Raw genomic sequence first — 16630 nt, forward strand, 5'->3', positions numbered from 1 at the left:
CTCTCAGCCGGGCAGGAAGGCGATGCGGCCGTCTCCGTCCTGTACCGTTTCGATCGGCACGCCGTACAGCTGTTCCAGCCGCTCGGGCGTGAGCAGATCCGCAGCTGCCCCGCTGGCGATGGCCTGTCCGTCGCGGATCATCATGACGCGGTCGGCATGGCGCAGCGCCTGGTTGGGATCATGCGTCGTGAACAGCACGCCGAGCCCTTCCGCCGCCAGCCGGCGGATCTCCTGCATCACCCGGCCCTGATTGCCGAAATCGAGGCTGGCGGTCGGTTCGTCGAGCACGACATAGGCCGGCTCTTGCGCGAGCGCACGGGCGATGAGCACGAGCTGGCGCTCGCCGCCGGAAATCTCCGTATAGGGCCGCTGCGCCAGCCGGGCGATGCCGAGGCGCTCCAGCATGGCCGCAGTGACCGCATGGTCGCGGGGCGAGGGCGCCGCGAAGAGCCCGGCATGGGCGCTGCGGCCCATCAGCACCACGGTCTCGATGGTGAAGGCGAAGGTGCCGGCATGGGCCTGCGGGACATAACCGAGCGCCCGCGCCCGTTCCGGCGGCGAGAGCGCGGCGAGGGGGCGGTCGTCCAGCAGCAGCGTCCCGCCGCGGGCCGGCAGCAGCCCGAGCAGGGTCTTCAGCAGCGTGGTCTTGCCGCTGCCATTGGGGCCGAGCAGGGCCAGAACCTCGCCGCGGGCAAGCGACAAGGCGATGTCGCGGCCGATGATGCGCTCGTGATAGCCGTAGACCAGATCGAAGGCGGCGAGGCTCACGACCAGCCTCCGCGGGCCGAGGCGAGCAGCCAGATGAAGAAAGGCGTGCCGATCACGGCGGTGAGGATGCCGAGCGGCGTCTCGACCGGGCCGGCCGTGCGCGCCAACGTGTCGATGACGAGCAGATAGCCGCCGCCGAGCACGGCCGCCGTCGGCAGCAGACGGCTGAAGTCCGGGCCGACGAGGAAGCGGGCGAGGTGGGGCACGACGAGCCCGACCCAGCCGATGATGCCGGCGGCTGCGACGCTCGCTGCCGTGACCAGCGTCGCGGCGGCGACGATGGCGAGGCGCAAGGGCCCCGTGCGCAGGCCGAGCGCGCGCGCCTCCTCCTCCGGCAGCGACATCGCGTTCATGCGCCAGCGCAACGCGATCAGCACCGCCGAGCCCGCCAGGACCGGGCCGAGCAGCGGCACGAGATCGCTGCGGTCCGTGCCAGCGAGGCTGCCGAGCAGCCAGAAGGTCATGGCCGGCAGCTGGTTGTAGGGGTCGGCCCAGTATTTGATCAGCCCGATGCCGGCGCCGAGAAGCGAGCCGATGACGACCCCGGTCAGGACGAGGACGAGGACCGGGTCGCCGCGCCGGATCGTCGAGCCGACCGCATAAACGGCCCCCACCGCCAGCAGCCCACCGGCGAAGGCGGCGAGCTGGATCGCGAAGAGCCCGAGCGAGAGATAGATGCCGAGGACCGCTCCCAGTGCAGCCCCCGAGGAGGCGCCGAGGATGTCCGGCGAGACCAGCGGGTTGCGGAACAGGCCCTGGAAGGCGGTGCCCGCCACCGCCAGCGCGGCGCCGCAGAGCAGCGCGGCCAGCACGCGCGGGCCGCGGATGTTCCAGATCACCGTCTCGACCTGCGGCGACAGGCCGGAAGGCTGGCTGCTCAGGCCCGCCCAGAGGATGCGCGCGAGATCGCCGGGAGCGACCGGGAAGCGCCCGACCCCGAAGGCGAGCAGGATGGCGAGGCCGAGCAGGGTGAGCGCGATGGCGTTGCCGCGCAGGAGCGAGGGGCGCATCGGGTCAGGGCCGCCCTGACGGTGTCATGGCGCTCACCCCCGCCCCGCGAGGATGCGGTCGAGCTGCGGCTCGCTCGGCGTGACCTGATAGAACAGCGTGTGGAAGTCGCGCGCGATGGCCCGGATGTCTTCCGGGAAAGCTTGCGGATAGAGCAGCTTCGCCAGCCACCAGAGCCCGACCATGCGGTTGACCGAGGGCGGGAAATCGACCCAGCCGAAGGGGATCTTGGGCGAGAGATGGACGCGGCCGGCCTTCACCGCCCGGACACCGGCCCAGGCAGGATCGCGGCGCACACTTTCCGAGAAGGCGAGGTCGATGGTGACGATCACCTCCGGATCCCAGGCCAGGATCTGTTCGAGCGAGACCTGCGCCAGCCCGCTGCCCGGCTGGTCGGCGACGTTGCGGGCGCCGAGGAAGGAGAGCGTCTCGACATTGATCGAGCCGCCCAGCCCCGTCTCGAGGCCGCGCGGCCCACGGGCGTAGTAGACGGAGGGACGCTGGTCCGCAGGAATGCCGGCGATGCGGCCGCGGATCGTCGTCATTGCCGTCTCGCACCAGGTTGCGAGCGTCTCGGCGCGTTCGCTGCGGCCGGTCAGCCGGCCGAGGATGCGATAGCTCTCGGGAATCGCGCTGAAACGCCCGTCGAGCAGCGCATAGGGGATGCCGGTCTGGCCCTGCACCCGCTCGGCGAGTTCGACATAGGTGCGCCCCGTGGAGCCGGCATCGACGATCAAATCGGGCTTGAGCTGGAGCACGGCTTCGAGATTGGCGCTGTTGCCGCGCCCGGTGATGCGGCCGATCTCGGGCCGGTCGCCGATGCCGGGCAGCAGGAATTCCCGCTCCTCGGGGCGGTTGGCGCGGGGCCAGCCCAGCAGCAGATCGGGCGCGAGCGTGTAGAGCTGGATCGCGGCGGGCGGCCCGGCGGGAAAGACACGCGTGACCGTGGCGGGCACGGCGACGTCGCGGCCCGCACCGTCGCGCACGCTCGCCGCCTGAGCTGCGCGGGGCCACGCCGCGAGGGCGGCGAGGCCGGTCAGCAGGGCGCGGCGGTCAGGACGGGGCATGGCCGGGCTCCGTTGGCGGGCTGTGCCGGCAGCGATGCGGCTTGATGTCGAGCAGCGGCGTGCCGTCGAGGCAGTCGAGCCCGCGCACCAGCAGCGCGCCGTCCTCGACGCCGAGCAGCCGCACCCGCGAAAGCGCGATCGGATTGGGCCGAACGGGCGAGCGCAGCGCGAAGGTGCCAAGAGGTGCGCCGCCGCGCGGCGTCTGGGTGACGAGGTCGCGCCGGGCCTGATGCATCCAGTAGAGCAGGTCGAGCCAGGCGAAGTCTTCGATCCCGGCGAGCGCGGCGCGCCAGGGTTCGTCGATCTCGGCGCGGCAAACCGGGCCGGCTTCGGCGTCGCCCTGGCGCGGGCACTGGTCGCGGGTCGCGAAGGGCGTTCGCAGGCGGCCGATGAAAACGAGATGCGCATCCTGCCGGTCGGGCAGGTTTGCGCTGGTCTCGCCCGGTCGCGTCGCCTGCCAGTCCATGGGGGTCTCCGGTCAACCGCCTTCGCGCGGGAGCGTCGGCGCGGTGAAGCCGTGCCGGGCCAGGATCGCCTGCCCCTCCTGCGCGAGGATGAACATGGCGAGGCGTCCCGCATTTGGCGAGGCCCCGTTCATCAGGGTCAGGCCGTAATCCGCCCCGACCGCGAGCTCCGGCGGGAGCTTCACCATGCGGATCCCCGGCTGCTCCTTCGCGATCGGCGCCGCATTGGTGCAATAGGCGAGGAAGATGTCGGCCGCGCCGCTGGCGAGGTTGTGACCGTAGACGTTGAGGCCGTCCGGCGCCGGGGCGCTGCCGGGCCCGCCGGTCAGCTGCAGCGCCTTGGCCTCCAGCGCCGCCCGGGAGCCGGGTTTCACCGCCTCGGCCCGCGCGAAGACCTGGAAGGCATAGTCGCCGGAGGGGTCGGCGCGCGGCGTCGAGGTGCCGAGCTTGAGGCCCGTGTCCAGCATGCGCTCCAGCAGCGTCTCCGGCGTCGCGGCGACGCCGGGACGGACGAAGGCGCAGAGTTCGTTGCGGGCGAAGAGCACAACCGGGCCGCTGCGCCCCTCCTTCGCCAGAGTGCGGGGGTTGCCGAGATCGGCGGAGGCGAAGACCTCCGCCGCCTCGCCCTTGGCGATGCGCTCGCGCAGCAGGCCCGAAGCGCCGAAGGCCGGCTTCACGGGAAGCCCGCTCTGCGCGGTGAAGGCCTGCGTCACCTCCGTGAGCGCGGCCCGCAGGCTGCCCGCCGCATGCAGGAGAACCGGCTCCTGCGCGCGAACAGGCGACGTCGCGAGACCGGCCATCAGCACGAGGCCTGCGATGAACGAGCCGCGCATGGGGTCACGCGCCCGCCTGCGTCGCGTTCGGGAAGAAGAGCTGCTGCCCCTCGATCTTGTAGTCGGCGATCGCCTTCTGACCCTCGGGGCCGACCAGCCAGTTCACGAAGGCCTGCCCGTCATTGATCTTCACATGGGGGTGCTTGGCGGGGTTCACCGCGATCACGCCGTACTGGTTGAACAGGCGGCGATCGCCCTCGACCGCGATGCCGAGGTCGCCGCGGTTCTTGAAGGAGATCCAGGTGCCGCGGTCGGCCAGCACATAGGCGCCCATGCCGCCGGCGGTGTTGAGGGCGGCCCCCATGCCTTGGCCGATCTCGCGATACCAGGCGCCCTTCTTGGCTTCGAGATCGACGCCCGCGACCTTCCAAAGCGCGAGTTCGGCGGAATGCGTGCCGGACTTGTCGCCGCGCGAGACGAAGGGCGCGCCCTTCTCGGCGATCTTCACCAACGCGGCGGCGATGTCCTTGGTCCCGGCGATGCCGGCCGGGTCCGCCTTCGGGCCGATCAGGACGAAGTCGTTATACATCACGGGCTTGCGCTCGAGGCCGAAGCCGTCGGCGACGAATTTCTCCTCCTGCGCCCTGGCATGGACGAAGACGACATCGGCATCGCCGCGCCGGCCGGTGTCGAGCGCCTGGCCCGTGCCCTGCGAGACGACCCGGACCTCGATGCCGGTCTTCGCCTTGAACAGCGGCAGGATGTGGCCGAACAGCCCGGAATCCTGGGTCGAGGTGGTCGAGGAGACCGTGATGAAGCGTGTCCCCGCCGCGGCCGGGGCGGAAGCCGCTGGCGGCGTGGCGGTCGTGGTCTGGGCCAGCGCAAGGCCGGTCAGCGCGGCGCTGAAACCAGTGGCCAGAAGCAGGCGTCGGGTCATCGTCATGGTCGTCTCCTCGGTTGGTTTTCGGATTGGGGTCGTCACCAGATCAGGTCGCCGGCCAGAAAGGCCCGCGCCTCGGATGTGGCGGGGGCGGCGAAGAAATCGGTGGCGCAGGCGTCCTCGACCAGACGGCCGCGATGCAGGAAGAGCACGCGCGAGGCGAGCCGCCGCGCCTGGCCGAGATCATGGGTCGACATCATCACGGTGATGCCCTCCGCCACGAGGCCGGTAAGCAGCGTTTCGATCTGGCGGGTGGCGGCAGGGTCGAGCTGCGAGGTCGGCTCGTCCAGGAAGAGCAGTTCCGGGCGCAGGGCCCAGGCCCGGGCGATGGCGAGGCGCTGCTGTTCGCCGCCGGAGAGCAGCCGCGCTGCCTGATCGGCCCGGTCGGCGAGGCCGAAGCGTTCGAGCGCGGTGCGGCAGCGCTCGCGGCGCTCGGGGCCGGCGACACCCGCCGCCGCCAGCGCGTGCAGCACATTGGCCTCGACCGAGCGACGCAGCATGATCGGCTTCTGGAAGACCATGGCGTGCCTGCGGGTGCCGCCATCGGCGCCGGGTGCCCAGGCGATCTGGCCCTCGCTCGGGGTGAGCAGGCCGTGGCAGAGGCGCAGCGTCAGGGACTTGCCGGCGCCGTTGGGGCCGAGCAGCACGGTCAGCCCGCCGGCCGGCAGCCGAAAGCTGACCCCGTCGACGAGGCGACGCCCATCGCCATGGAAGACGACGGAGCGAACGTCGAGCGGCAGGATCGAGCTGCGGTCACGCATGGCGCTCATCCCGCATAGCGCGCGCCGATGCGGCTGGCGCCGAAGGCGACGGCGTTGATCGCGAGCGTGAGCGCGATCAGGACGAGGCCGAGGCCGAGCGCCAGCGGCAGGTCGCCCTTGGAAGTCTCCAGCGTGATCGTCGTCGTCATGGTGCGGGTGTAGCCGGCGATGTTGCCGCCGACGATCAGCACGGCGCCGACCTCGGCGCTGGCGCGGCCGAACCCGGCGAGCAGGGCGGTGGCGAGCGCGAAACGGCCGTCGAACAGCAGGGTCGGGATGGCGCGCAGGCCTTCGAGCCCGACCGAGCGGAGATGGTCGCGATACTCGCCCCAGAGATCCTCGACCGTCTGGCGCGTGAGGGCGATCACGATCGGCAGGACGAGCAGGACCTGCGCGATGATCATCGCCGTCGGCGTGAAGAGGAGACCCAGCGGCCCGAGCGGCCCGGAGCGCGACAGCATCAGGAAGACGATCAGCCCGGCGACGACCGGTGGCAGCCCCATCAGGGCGTTGAGCAGGACGATCACGGCAGCGCGGCCGGGAAAGCGCGCCAGAGCCAATGCGGCACCGAGCGGCAGTCCGATGAGGGCTGCGATCAGCACGGCGGTCAGCGTCACGCGCAGCGACAGCCCCACGATCGCCAGAAAGGCGGGATCGAGCCCGATCACGAGGGCGAAGGCCGCCGAGAAGATCGCCGAGAAGTCCAATGCCGCTCCTTGTTGGTTCCGGACATCTGCAAAGACTTGTCTTTGGTAGCTTTCAATGCGACCAAATGCCAATTCAGGAGGAAATGCAGGTCAGTGCATGTCTATGCAGGAACAGGCTTATCTGACGACGGAGGAGGCGGCCGGCTATCTGCGGCTGGGGGAGCGCAAGCTCTATGAGCTGGTCGCCAGCGGCGGCGTGCCCTGCACCAAGGTCAGCGGGAAGTGGCTGTTCCCGCGCGCGGCGCTCGACCGCTGGCTCGAGGCCGGGCTGGCCCGGCCGGACGGGCTGCGGCTGGCCGAGCCGCCGCCAATCATCGGCGGCAGCCAGGATTCGCTGCTGGAGGTGGCCGTGCGCGACTCGCACTGCGGGCTGGCGCTGCTGGCGGAGGGCTCGCAGGCAGGGCTCGACCGGCTGGTGCGGGGCGAGGTCTCTATCGCCGCGATCCATCTCCATGCGACGCCGGACGATGACGGCGCCAATCCCGCGGCCGTTCGGGCGGAGCCGGGGCTCCATGACGCCGTTGTGATCGGTTTCGCGCGGCGCGAGCAGGGTCTGCTGGTTGCGCCGGGCAACCCGCTCGGGCTGTCCGGCCTCGTTTCGGCCGTCGAGCGACGGGCCCGCTTCGCCCGCCGCCAGAAGGGGGCGGGCGCGCAGCTTTTGCTCGAGAGCCTGATCGCGCGGGAGGGGGTACCGGCCCCGTCGCTGACCCTCGCCGAAGGCATCTGCGCCACGGGGCAGGATCTCGCGCTCGCGATCCGGACCGGGCGCGCCGATTGCGGCATCGCCTCACGCGCCATCGCCGGTGCTTTCGGTCTCGAATTCCTCCCGCTGGTCTGGGAGCATGTCGACCTGGCGATGCGCCGGCGCAGCTATTTCGAGCCGGCGACGCAGAGGCTGCTGGCCTGGATGCGCGGGCCGGCGATGGCGGCGCGGGCGCGCGAACTCGGCGGCTACGACCTCTCGCAGAGCGGAGCCGTGAGGCTCAATCGCTGAGGTCGCGTTTCGTCAGCGCCTGCGTCAGGTCAGGGCGCCGCGCGCCGCGATCGGCCAGAGCGACTCGACATGGGCGTCCGGCGTGTGGAGCCCGCGCACACCGACATACCAGTCGTGCAGGTTCACGGTGGGGTCGCAATGACCCGGGATCAGCAGCAGCCGGTCGCCGCGATGCGGCAGCGCGATCGGGTCGCCCGTCAGCACGCCATGCTCGTCGGAAGGCTTTGTGTAGATCACGCCCTCGCGCCGGAACGGCATCGGCATGCCGGAATCGACCGAAGCGGTCTTGTGCCCGGCATCGACGACCGCGCGGTCCGGCACCGGCTTGCTCATCACGGCCGTCAGGATGAAGAGCGCGTGCTCGAAGGTGCGGAAGGGCGTGCCGTCGGCCTGGCGGTTGCGCGCGTAATCGGCGTCCATGAAGATGTAGGAGCCGGCCTGGATCTCGTTCCAGATGCCGGACTGGCTCTCGATCTCGAAGGTGCCGGTACCGGCCCCGCCGACCACGGCGCAGGCGAGGCCTGCCTGGTGCAGCCGCTCCACCGTGTTGCGGGTGCCCAGCGCGGCGCGCTCGATCGCCTCGCGGCGCTCGTCGATCGAGCGCATGTGCTGGGCGGTGCCGTGATAGGCCTGCAGGCCGCCGAAGCGCAGGGTATTGCTGCGCGCCACCGCTTCCGCCAGCCGGACCGCCGTCTCGCCGGGCGCGACGCCGCAGCGGCGGCCGCCGACATCGATCTCGACGAGCACGTCGAGCACGACATCGTGGCGGGCGGCGGCCTCGGCCGCCTCGCGGATGCCGTCGAGATGATCGACGCAGAGTCCGATCCTGGCCTGGCGGGCGAGCTTCGCCAGCCGGTCGAGCTTGGCCGCGCCCGCGACCTCGTTGCTGACGAGCACGTCGGTCACACCGCCCTCGACCAGGATCTCCGCCTCGGAGACCTTCTGGACGCACTGGCCGACCGCGCCATGGGCGATCTGGCGCAGCGCAATCTCGGGGCTCTTATGGGTCTTGGCGTGGGGCCGCAGCCGGACGCCATGTCCCTGCGTATAGGCCGCCATGGTGACGAGATTGCGCTCGAAGGCGTCGAGGTCGAGGATCAGGGCCGGCGTGTCGATCTCGACGAAACTCTGGCCGGGCTGGGCCGGCGGGGGGAGGGGCATGGGCGCTCGCGCTTTCCTGAATCGGTCGCCCGCATGGGACGCCAGCTTCTTGTCCGGAGCAAGACCCGGCCTCCCGTAGCGCTCACTGCGCCGCCGTGATAGGTCGCGCGCCATGAAGATCGGCCGCGTCACCGACGACACCTTTGCGCTGCTGCTCCGCGTCTGGCGCGAGCAGGTCCGGGCCTATCTGCCGCAGATGGCAATGATCCTCGGCCTCGTCGTGGTGATCGCGGCGACGACGAGCTTCTACCCGCTGCTGATCAAGGCGGCCTTCGATGCCTTCGCCGATCCGCTAACGGCGGAATCGACGGGTTTCGTCCGGCGGATGGAGCGGCTGGTCTCGAAATCGATCGGCTTCGAGATCGGCGTCGTCAACGCGGTCGCCGTCGTCGTCGTCATCGTCACGGCGGTGAAGGGATTTTCGCTGCTGGCCCAGACGGTGATGACCAACAGCGTCGTCAGCCGGATCGAGGCCGACATGCAGACGGCGCTCTACACCCATCTGATCCGGGCCGATCTCGCGCAGTTGCAGCGCGAGAATCCGGCCTCGCTGACCCAGCGCTTCACCACCGACTTCACCTTCGTCAAGGAGGCGCTGACAAGGCTGATCAACATCGCCGTGCGCGACGTGCTGACCGCGCTCGCCCTCGTCGGAGCAATGTTCTGGATCGACTGGCAGATGACGCTCATCGTCATGCTGGTGGCGCCGATCGTGGCGCATCCGATCGGCAAGATCGGCCGGAAGCTGCGCCGCATGGCGACCTCGCAGCAGGAGCAGACGGGCCTGATGGCGAGCCTCGTCACCGAGAGCCTGCAGGGTGCGCGCGCCGCCAAGACCGACACGCTCGAGCCCTATCTCGAGCGGCGGGCGGCGGCGGCCTTCGAGACGATCCGCTCGCTCAAGATGAAGGCGGCGAATGCGCGCGGCCGGCTCGATCCGCTGCTCGAGGTCGGCGGCGGCATGGCGGTCGCGGGCGTGCTGGCGGCGATCGGCGTGCGCATCACCAGCGGCGGCTCTACCGTGGGCGACTTCACCGGCTATGTCTCGGCGCTGCTGCTGGCGGCGCAGCCGATGCGCTCGCTCGGCAATCTCAACGCCATCGTCCAGGAGGCCGGGGCCTCGCTGAAGCGCTATTACGCGCTGCTCGACGAGAAGCCGCAGATCGTCGATCCGCCGGATGGCCAGCCGCTGCGGGTCGGCGCCGGCGAGGTTGCCTTCCAGAATCTGCGCTTCCGCTACCGCGACGACCAGCGCGCGCTGGAGGGCATCGACCTCGTCGCCGAGGGCGGCAGGACGACCGCGCTGGTGGGGCGCTCGGGCTCTGGCAAATCCACGCTGCTCGCGCTGGTGCCGCGGCTCTACGACCCGACCGAGGGTCGCATCGAGATCGACGGACAGGATCTGCGCGGGCTGACGCTGGCCTCGCTGCGAGCCCAGATCGGCGTCGTCAGCCAGGATGTCGTGCTCTTCGACGACACGGTGCGCGCCAACATCGCCTTCGGACGGCCCGGCGCCAGCGACGAGGAGATTGTCGCCGCCGCGAAGGCGGCCGCCGCGCATGATTTCATCATGGCGATGCCGGACGGCTACGATTCGTCCGTCGGCGAGCGCGGCCAGAAGCTCTCCGGCGGCGAGCGCCAGCGAATTGCCATCGCCCGTGCGATCCTGAAGGATGCGCCGATCCTGCTTCTCGACGAGGCGACGAGCGCGCTCGACGCGGAATCGGAGCGTCTCGTCCAGCAGGCGCTGGCCCGGCTGATGAAGAACCGCACCACGCTGGTCATCGCCCATCGCCTGTCGACGGTGCGCGAGGCGGATCTGATCGTCGTCATGGAAGAGGGCAGAATCGTCGAGACCGGCAGCCATGACGTGCTGCTCGCCCGCGACGGCGCCTATGCGCGGCTGCACCGGCTGCAGGTCATCGCCGACTGAGCGCCGCAGCCCTGCCTGGGCCGCTGTCATCAAACCCTCATCCGCGGCAGGGATTCTGCCGCGATGGCAGATTCGATCCAGCGTCTCCATGCCGCCGTCCTCGCGGCGCGCCACGCCGACCCCGCCCTGTCGCGGACGGCCCGGCTCGCCGGCGAGGGCCTACCGAAGATGGCCAAGAAGCTGGCCGAGGAGGCCTTCGAGGTCGGGCTCGAAGCGGTGCAGGGCGAGCGCCATCGGACGATCCAGGAAAGCGCCGACCTGCTCTACAATCTGGTCGTGCTGTGGAGCGAAATGGGCATCGCCCCCGCGGATGTCTGGCATGAGATGGATCGGCGCGAGCAGCTCTACGGCATCGCCGAGAAGCTGCCGAAGGAGCGGCGCAAGGCGCAGGCGCGCCGGATCGCGGCCGCCGCGCCGCTGCTGCGGGCGGGCGGCTGAGGGACCCGCCAGCGGCCCGGCCCCGGCAAAACTTTTGCCGCGCCGCGACATTGAGGGTTGCCAAGCGCAGGGAGAGCGGCTATTTCGCCCCCATCGGAACGACGGCGCCACGCCGCTGCCCGATACGCGCCCGTAGCTCAGCTGGATAGAGCATCAGACTACGAATCTGAGGGTCAGAGGTTCGAATCCTTTCGGGCGCGCCATTCGGCCTTCGGGCCACTCCATCGCATTGATTTTCAACGTCGATAAGCCCTTTGGGCGGGTTGCACCCTGTCCGAATGCATAACATCGTGCATAACATGGCTGACGACGACGTGCCCATCACGAACCATCTCACCACCCGAAACGGCGTGTGCCAGTATGTACGCCGCGTGCCTGAAGATTTGCGCGATGCCTTTCCATTTGCGCGCGTTCAGGTGTCTCTGCGGACACGGGATCAGCGCGCAGCGAGGCAGGCAGCGATTGCTCTCGATCAGGATTGGGACCGTCAGTTTGCTCAGGCCCGCCAGCAGCGTGGGCTTGTAAGCGAGGTAGACGGACCAGCCCCAATCGATACCGGCAGCTGGAGTTGGGAAGAATGGGAGGCTTTGGCGCGCTGGTTCGGCACGTCGCTTCAGGAAGAGGACTGGCGCGCACGGCTGAAAGAGATGCCCGGCGCGGTTCTGGCAGCCAGTCCTGATCTGCGCGCGCTGCCCCGGCGCAGCAATGGCGACGTCAAGCAGCACATCGCGCTTGAGGTCTCGCTCAAAACGATGACCGTCGTCGACTATGCAGGGAGCCGGGCAAGCTTCGTTCAAGGTTATGTCCGTCGGATCGGTATCTCGCTAAGCAAGACCTCCTCGCATCACGACCGCTTCATGGCGGCCTGCCTCGCTGCCGAACTTACCTATCTCGACGTGTTTCGGCAGCGTGAAACGAGGACGGGCGGGATCAGCATGCCGCACCCGGACTCCATCGCCGGCCCCTGGCGGCGCGTCGTTGAGGTCCCTCCCAGCGTCGCATCCTTCCCCGCCGCCCCTCTATCGACCCGCAAGATCGGCAAGACGCTGAGCGACTGCGCGCTCAAATGGCAGGAAAACCGGCGCGCGGTGAAGAAGCAGGTGCGCGCCGAATATCTCCGCGAGATGGATCATACCATTGCGGATTTTGCGGCACATTCGGGCCTGAGCGATATCGGGGAGATTGGCCGCAAGCAGGTGCTCGCCTATCGCGATCATCTCGGCTCGACCAAGGGCTATGCGATTCAGACGATCAACAAGAAGGTCGGCTTTCTTTCCTCCTTGATGGCGACAGCGCTCAACGCCGGCTGGATCGAGACCGCGCTTGGCGGCGAGATCTTCCTTGAGATTCCCGAGGACGAGGATCGTCGCGAGCCCTATAGCGAGGCCGAGCTCAAACGCATCTTTGCCCATTCGATCTTCACAGAGGGCAAGCGCTTTACCCAAGCGAAGGCCTGCAGCGAGTTGCAGTTCTGGTTGCCTCTGATCGCTTGCCTGCACGGCATGATCAGCTCCGAGATTATCCAGCTCGGCCCGGACACGGTCGCCCCACACCCCGATGCGCCCGAGATCCTCTGCTTCGTCGTGACCAATGCGGGCGACCGCCGGGTCAAAGCCTTTGCCAGGCGGCGATGGGTGCCGATCCGAAAGGAACTTTTGGATCTCGGACTGACTGACCTCGTCGCGACAGCGCGCACCGAGAACCGACGCTTTCTTTGGTCCTCCATGGCCGCACATGGCGATGACGTCACGCGTGTGTCGGGTTATTTCTCATCGTTCTGGACAAATTTCTCCCGCAAGGATCTCAAGATCGAGTCAGAAGGCACGACGCTGTATTCGTTCCGCCATGCTTTTCAGGACGAACTCAGCCGTGCCGGCCATCCCGACGAAATCAAGAAGGCTTTGATGGGACATTCCGAGGGCGGAATGACGGGGCGATACGGGACGAAGCGCAAGCCCCGCGTCGTCAACATCGCCGAACTCGACGAGGCGGTGCAGGGTGCCAGCTGGCCCTTCCTGACAGCCATCAAGGCAATGCGCTGATGCGCGTGCAACATGCGCGACGATCATTCGTGACAAACGCGTTCCTCGTCACCTTTGCTGGATTACTGATCACCGGTCGGAGTCGCGCGGTCTCCCGTCATTGGCGTTCAGATCGCGACAGCCCGGTGCCTTGTTTGTGCGGCCACTGGGAAAAGAAGGAATGCTCAGAAGGACGGGATGCAGATCGCGGTCTGAACGCCAGTGACGGGAGACTGTGAGATGGCGATCGCCACCTTCGATGACGGTCACGTTAGCAAACCGGCTCTCACCTCAGCGCTTCCTTGGTCTGGCGTAATTGTCCAAGCTTCAACGCGTGTCAAAAGAGCAAAAGAGCGCCCCGCCACCCAGCGGGACGCTCTTGAACCGATGATGAGGGTGGGTCAGCGGCATTCAGAACGTTGTCTTTTCTCCTGGCCTGGGCGGCGCGATCTGGTATCTGCCATCAAGCTTCGGAGTCGTTTCCAGAGCTGCTATGCGGCGCAGCTCTGCATAGCTGAAGCCCAGCTTTGCCTCGAAGACCGCATAGGCCAACAAGGCAACCAGCATGACCGACAACACCTGGGCTGCCATGCTGAGGCCGCGACGCACTCTTCGCTCCTGAACGACAGCACGCTTGCCGTGGTCATTCCACGAGCTCCAGATCCAGGTCAGGATCATCAGCAAACAGGTGAGCACGATCAGGTCGACGACGATCCTGAGGATGCTGAACTCGACCAGGCCGGCAATTTTGGCGAATGCGGTTGTGAATGAGGGCGCTTCCATCGCGAGCAAGGTGATATCGATCATACTCACTCGCGTGATGCTCTCTCCGATGGTGACCCTCTGCCCGGCAATGGCGCAGCTGTAGACGAGCGCCCCCAATGCGAGGAGAACAAGATCGCGCATGGTGATACGATTGAACATGTGTGCGTTGGCTCCGTTGTGAACGCGCGGGAAGACGCGCCTGGAGCCAGGCTGCATGCGGCCGGAGCGATGTAAAGCTCAGGTTGAAATTAACCTAAATATAGCGATAGATAGCTCAATAATGATCCAGATAATACCGACTTGCAAGGCCCTATTCGATCTATAGTTAACACTTCGCTTTGGATATCACTTCAGAAACGCTTCGGATAACCGCAGCAAGCGCCGTGCAAATGTTTCAATTTTAGATGTCTTGAGGCCAAGATATTCTTCCTCTCCGGGCAAGATAGTTCACCATCATCCATTGGCCCGGATTTATGAGAGCCCTCCTTGTCGTCACCCTTGCACTTGTGTGCGTCTATCCTGCTGCGCTTGCTCTGCAGCACGGCATCGATCCGGATTTATGGCCGGCCGGGATGCCGTCATGGGCGACGATCCTGCGCGACCTGGATATACTGAGCATCGCGGCGGCTTATGGCGGCGTGGCGAGCGGTCGTTCGCCCTGGCTTGCCGGTGGGGGCTGGAGCTGGCCGATACTGCTGGCTCTGGCGCCCACAATCCTGGTTCTGGTGTATCGCTTTGCACCTGGCCGGCCCAAGCCGCCACGCGACGTCTCCGGGCTGTTTGGCGATGCTCAGTTTGCCTCGATGGAGGACCTCGCCGGTCTGTCGCGCGGGCTGGAGCTCGGCCGTGACCCGGAGACCGGCCGGGTCGTGCGCGTTCAGGTTCAGGGAACGCTGGCGACGATCGCCCCTCCCCGCAAGGGCAAGACCAGCGGGTTGCTGATTCCGAATCTGGCCTTTCCAGAGCCTTCGAGTTGGGGAGGGCCGGCGGTGGTGATCGACCCCAAGGGGGAGGTCTACCGGGCGACGGCCGCCCGTCGCCGCACGCTGGGCCGCCGGGTCGTCTGTCTCGACCCGCTCGGGCTGGTCGGGGGCGAAGATGCCTGGAACCCGCTCGCCAGCCGCGACGCGAACGATATCCTGTACCTGCAGCAAACCGCTCTGGCTCTCCTTCCGGCGGCAACGAGCGACGGCGAAGCCTCAGCCTATTTTCGCAATCGTGCCGTCGATCTGATCGTCGGCGCGATGCTGGTGGCCTTACGCCACGACCGGCGCACCGTTCCTGCGGTGCAGTTCCTGCTGAGCCAGGAGGACAAGCTCATCGCGCAGTTGAAGGCGCTCGGGAAAGCTCCTGCCGCGCTGGCGGCGCTCGAATTGCTCGAGGCCGATCCGAAGACCAAGGACCCGGTCAAGTCGACCGCATTGCAAGCGTTCCAGTGGCTGGCCGACGAGCGGCTGCGTACGATGGTCTCCACGTCAACCTTCGATCTGGCTGAGCTTAGCTCGGGAGAATGCGACGTCTTCGTGGTCGTCCCGCCCGAATACAAGGCTATCCTGGCGCCGCTCCTGCGCTGGTTCCTCAGCGACCTGTTCACCAGCGTGCGGCGCAACCGGCCCGTGCAGAGGATCATGGTGTTTATCGACGAGGCTGCGGCACTGGGCCGGTTCGACGAGATCCTGACGGCGTCCGGCGAACTTCCAGGCTATGGCGCCAGCCTCTGGACGATGTGGCAGGATCGCTCCCAGATCGTCGGGCTCTATGGTCAGGCCGGTGCCGACACGATTCTGAACACCGCGGAGATCGTTACCTTGTTCGACGTGCCGGCCGTCGACCCCTACGAAGCGGAGCGCTGGTCGAAGGCGATCGGCCAGTATACCGCGCGGGTCGAAAGCCTGAGCCGTCCCGCCGAGGGGCCCGGAGTGCGGTCGGTCTCGGCCTCGATCCAGGCCGCGCCCCTGATCAGCGCACACGCCTTGACCAGCTTGCGCTCGAACGAACTGATCGTCATCCCCAATAGCGGCGCCATGTCGAAGAAGCCGATGAAGCTGCACAAGATCGTGGCTCACGCAGATCCGCGATTTGCTCGTCTGATCAAACAGGTTCCCCCGGTCGGTGTGGCGAGCTGACGGGTAGACAACGAAAACCTCGTGGCTCTCGCCACGAGGTTTTCTGGTCCCGCCACATCGGAGGCAGCCGTTGGCCTCAACCGCACCGGAAACCCGACGCCTGGTCTGGACCGGTAACGACGTCTCCTATGGCAGCCGTCTCAACCAGTCGGTCGGAACCGTCGCAACCGCATAGCCCTGCGACGGGACCCAGAGCCGCAGCCGGGTCTGCCCGGCGTTTTCCTCCACCGCGACATAGGGCGTCTTCGGCTCAAGCCGGTCTGCGACGATGATTCCGGCAGGGGTCCTGAACTGCGCCGCGATCGGTTGATCGGTAGCGATCATCACCGCGTGACTCGGCGTATTCCGCGCCGCGATCACGACAGCGGTCAACACTGTCGCGACCACAACGACGCTTACCGCGATCGCACCAACGCGATAAGGCAGCAGCGACCGCCAGATCGCAATGCGACTCGCGGTATCTCCCGCCGTTCCGGGACGTTCCGGTGCCTCGGCATCCTTGATGCTTTTGAGCAGAGCCCGGCGATCGGTCGGCGTCAGGCTCCTGGCCTCGCCCTCGAATGCGGCAAAGCGCTTCTCGATCGATTGGCCGAGGAGTTTGGCGAGCAGCGCCTTGCTCGCCCTGGCGTTGGCGGCATCGGCGGCTTGCGCGTCGGCGCGTGCCTGCGCGATCCGGCCAGCCGGTCCGCTCTCGCTCATGGGCA

Annotated in this window: 16 protein-coding genes and 1 tRNA gene; 6 read left to right on the plus strand and 11 right to left on the minus strand. The window is 67.8% G+C overall.

What is annotated here, in order from left to right:
• Positions 1-3 precede the first annotated feature (3 nt).
• The 8 genes from AX750_RS04280 to AX750_RS04315 are packed head-to-tail and all read right to left on the minus strand — an operon-like array spanning position 4 to position 6473.
• Positions 4-768 (minus strand): ABC transporter ATP-binding protein, encoded by a 765-nt coding sequence (locus AX750_RS04280; RefSeq protein WP_066718579.1) that lies wholly within the window; start codon positions 766-768, stop codon positions 4-6.
• Positions 765-1778 (minus strand): iron ABC transporter permease, encoded by a 1014-nt coding sequence (locus AX750_RS04285; RefSeq protein ID WP_066718581.1) that lies wholly within the window; start codon positions 1776-1778, stop codon positions 765-767. Before AX750_RS04285 ends, AX750_RS04280 begins: the two co-directional genes overlap by 4 nt.
• Positions 1779-1811: 33 nt before the next feature.
• The gene (locus tag AX750_RS04290; RefSeq protein ID WP_066718583.1) at positions 1812-2843 is read right to left on the minus strand and encodes an iron ABC transporter substrate-binding protein; all 1032 of its coding nucleotides are present in this window, start codon (positions 2841-2843) and stop codon (positions 1812-1814) included.
• Positions 2830-3309, minus strand: coding sequence for an SAM-dependent methyltransferase (locus tag AX750_RS04295; RefSeq protein ID WP_066718585.1), 480 nt, complete (start codon positions 3307-3309; stop codon positions 2830-2832). Before AX750_RS04295 ends, AX750_RS04290 begins: the two co-directional genes overlap by 14 nt.
• Before the next feature lie 12 nt (positions 3310-3321).
• The gene (locus AX750_RS04300) at positions 3322-4140 is read right to left on the minus strand and encodes a molybdate ABC transporter substrate-binding protein (RefSeq protein ID WP_066718587.1); all 819 of its coding nucleotides are present in this window, start codon (positions 4138-4140) and stop codon (positions 3322-3324) included.
• 4 nt (positions 4141-4144) lie between these two features.
• On the minus strand, positions 4145-5023 hold the full coding sequence (locus AX750_RS04305) for an extracellular solute-binding protein (RefSeq protein WP_082734948.1): 879 nt from the start codon (positions 5021-5023) through the stop codon (positions 4145-4147).
• A gap of 35 nt (positions 5024-5058) precedes the next feature.
• Positions 5059-5781, minus strand: a complete 723-nt coding sequence (locus AX750_RS04310) for an ATP-binding cassette domain-containing protein (RefSeq protein WP_066718589.1) — start codon at positions 5779-5781, stop codon at positions 5059-5061.
• Positions 5782-5786: 5 nt separating this feature from the next.
• Positions 5787-6473, minus strand: coding sequence for an ABC transporter permease (locus tag AX750_RS04315; protein WP_066718630.1), 687 nt, complete (start codon positions 6471-6473; stop codon positions 5787-5789).
• Positions 6474-6585: 112 nt separating this feature from the next.
• On the opposite strand from AX750_RS04315, the gene AX750_RS04320 reads away from it, so the two are divergent.
• The gene (locus AX750_RS04320) at positions 6586-7482 is read left to right on the plus strand and encodes a helix-turn-helix transcriptional regulator (protein ID WP_245282303.1); all 897 of its coding nucleotides are present in this window, start codon (positions 6586-6588) and stop codon (positions 7480-7482) included.
• Between the two features lie 24 nt (positions 7483-7506).
• On the opposite strand, the gene AX750_RS04325 is transcribed toward AX750_RS04320, so the two are convergent.
• Complete coding sequence (locus tag AX750_RS04325; protein WP_066718593.1) at positions 7507-8643, minus strand: DSD1 family PLP-dependent enzyme; 1137 nt, start codon at positions 8641-8643, stop codon at positions 7507-7509.
• Positions 8644-8755: 112 nt separating this feature from the next.
• On the opposite strand from AX750_RS04325, the gene AX750_RS04330 reads away from it, so the two are divergent.
• From AX750_RS04330 to AX750_RS04345, 4 genes are all read left to right on the plus strand, one after another.
• On the plus strand, positions 8756-10576 hold the full coding sequence (locus tag AX750_RS04330) for an ATP-binding cassette domain-containing protein (protein ID WP_066718596.1): 1821 nt from the start codon (positions 8756-8758) through the stop codon (positions 10574-10576).
• 63 nt (positions 10577-10639) lie between these two features.
• Entirely contained in the window at positions 10640-11014 is a 375-nt protein-coding gene (hisE, locus tag AX750_RS04335; protein ID WP_066718598.1) for a phosphoribosyl-ATP diphosphatase, read from the plus strand.
• 126 nt (positions 11015-11140) lie between these two features.
• Positions 11141-11217 (plus strand) — tRNA-Arg (locus tag AX750_RS04340).
• A gap of 96 nt (positions 11218-11313) precedes the next feature.
• Positions 11314-13056, plus strand: a complete 1743-nt coding sequence (locus tag AX750_RS04345; protein WP_156446467.1) for a DUF6538 domain-containing protein — start codon at positions 11314-11316, stop codon at positions 13054-13056.
• A gap of 390 nt (positions 13057-13446) precedes the next feature.
• Here AX750_RS04345 and AX750_RS04350 read toward each other — a convergent pair whose 3' ends face one another.
• Positions 13447-13959: a hypothetical protein gene (locus AX750_RS04350; RefSeq protein ID WP_066718604.1), complete on the minus strand. Its 513-nt coding sequence runs from the start codon at positions 13957-13959 to the stop codon at positions 13447-13449.
• 314 nt (positions 13960-14273) lie between these two features.
• Between AX750_RS04350 and AX750_RS04355 the strand changes: the two genes are divergently transcribed.
• On the plus strand, positions 14274-15926 hold the full coding sequence (locus AX750_RS04355) for a type IV secretory system conjugative DNA transfer family protein (RefSeq protein WP_066718606.1): 1653 nt from the start codon (positions 14274-14276) through the stop codon (positions 15924-15926).
• Positions 15927-16052: 126 nt separating this feature from the next.
• Here the strand turns inward: AX750_RS04355 and AX750_RS04360 are convergent, their stop codons facing one another.
• Complete coding sequence (locus AX750_RS04360) at positions 16053-16625, minus strand: hypothetical protein (protein WP_066718609.1); 573 nt, start codon at positions 16623-16625, stop codon at positions 16053-16055.
• Positions 16626-16630: the final 5 nt, after the last annotated feature.

Source organism: Methylobacterium sp. CCH7-A2 (genome assembly GCF_001557075.1).
Taxonomy (GTDB): Bacteria; Pseudomonadota; Alphaproteobacteria; order Rhizobiales; family Beijerinckiaceae; genus Allobosea; species Allobosea massiliensis.

Bases quoted from the DNA above. Each gene is read 5' to 3' on its own strand.
- AX750_RS04285 (WP_066718581.1), bottom strand. From the start codon at position 1,778: ATGCGCCCCTCGCTCCTGCGCGGCAACGCCATCGCGCTCACCCTGCTC.
- AX750_RS04290 (WP_066718583.1), bottom strand. From the start codon at position 2,843: ATGCCCCGTCCTGACCGCCGCGCCCTGCTGACCGGCCTCGCCGCCCTC.
- AX750_RS04295 (WP_066718585.1), bottom strand. From the start codon at position 3,309: ATGGACTGGCAGGCGACGCGACCGGGCGAGACCAGCGCAAACCTGCCC.
- AX750_RS04300 (WP_066718587.1), bottom strand. From the start codon at position 4,140: ATGCGCGGCTCGTTCATCGCAGGCCTCGTGCTGATGGCCGGTCTCGCG.
- AX750_RS04305 (WP_082734948.1), bottom strand. From the start codon at position 5,023: ATGACGATGACCCGACGCCTGCTTCTGGCCACTGGTTTCAGCGCCGCG.
- AX750_RS04310 (WP_066718589.1), bottom strand. From the start codon at position 5,781: ATGCGTGACCGCAGCTCGATCCTGCCGCTCGACGTTCGCTCCGTCGTC.
- AX750_RS04320 (WP_245282303.1), top strand. From the start codon at position 6,586: ATGTCTATGCAGGAACAGGCTTATCTGACGACGGAGGAGGCGGCCGGC.
- AX750_RS04325 (WP_066718593.1), bottom strand. From the start codon at position 8,643: ATGCCCCTCCCCCCGCCGGCCCAGCCCGGCCAGAGTTTCGTCGAGATC.
- AX750_RS04330 (WP_066718596.1), top strand. From the start codon at position 8,756: ATGAAGATCGGCCGCGTCACCGACGACACCTTTGCGCTGCTGCTCCGC.
- hisE (WP_066718598.1), top strand. From the start codon at position 10,640: ATGGCAGATTCGATCCAGCGTCTCCATGCCGCCGTCCTCGCGGCGCGC.
- AX750_RS04345 (WP_156446467.1), top strand. From the start codon at position 11,314: ATGGCTGACGACGACGTGCCCATCACGAACCATCTCACCACCCGAAAC.
- AX750_RS04350 (WP_066718604.1), bottom strand. From the start codon at position 13,959: ATGTTCAATCGTATCACCATGCGCGATCTTGTTCTCCTCGCATTGGGG.
- AX750_RS04355 (WP_066718606.1), top strand. From the start codon at position 14,274: ATGAGAGCCCTCCTTGTCGTCACCCTTGCACTTGTGTGCGTCTATCCT.
- AX750_RS04360 (WP_066718609.1), bottom strand. From the start codon at position 16,625: ATGAGCGAGAGCGGACCGGCTGGCCGGATCGCGCAGGCACGCGCCGAC.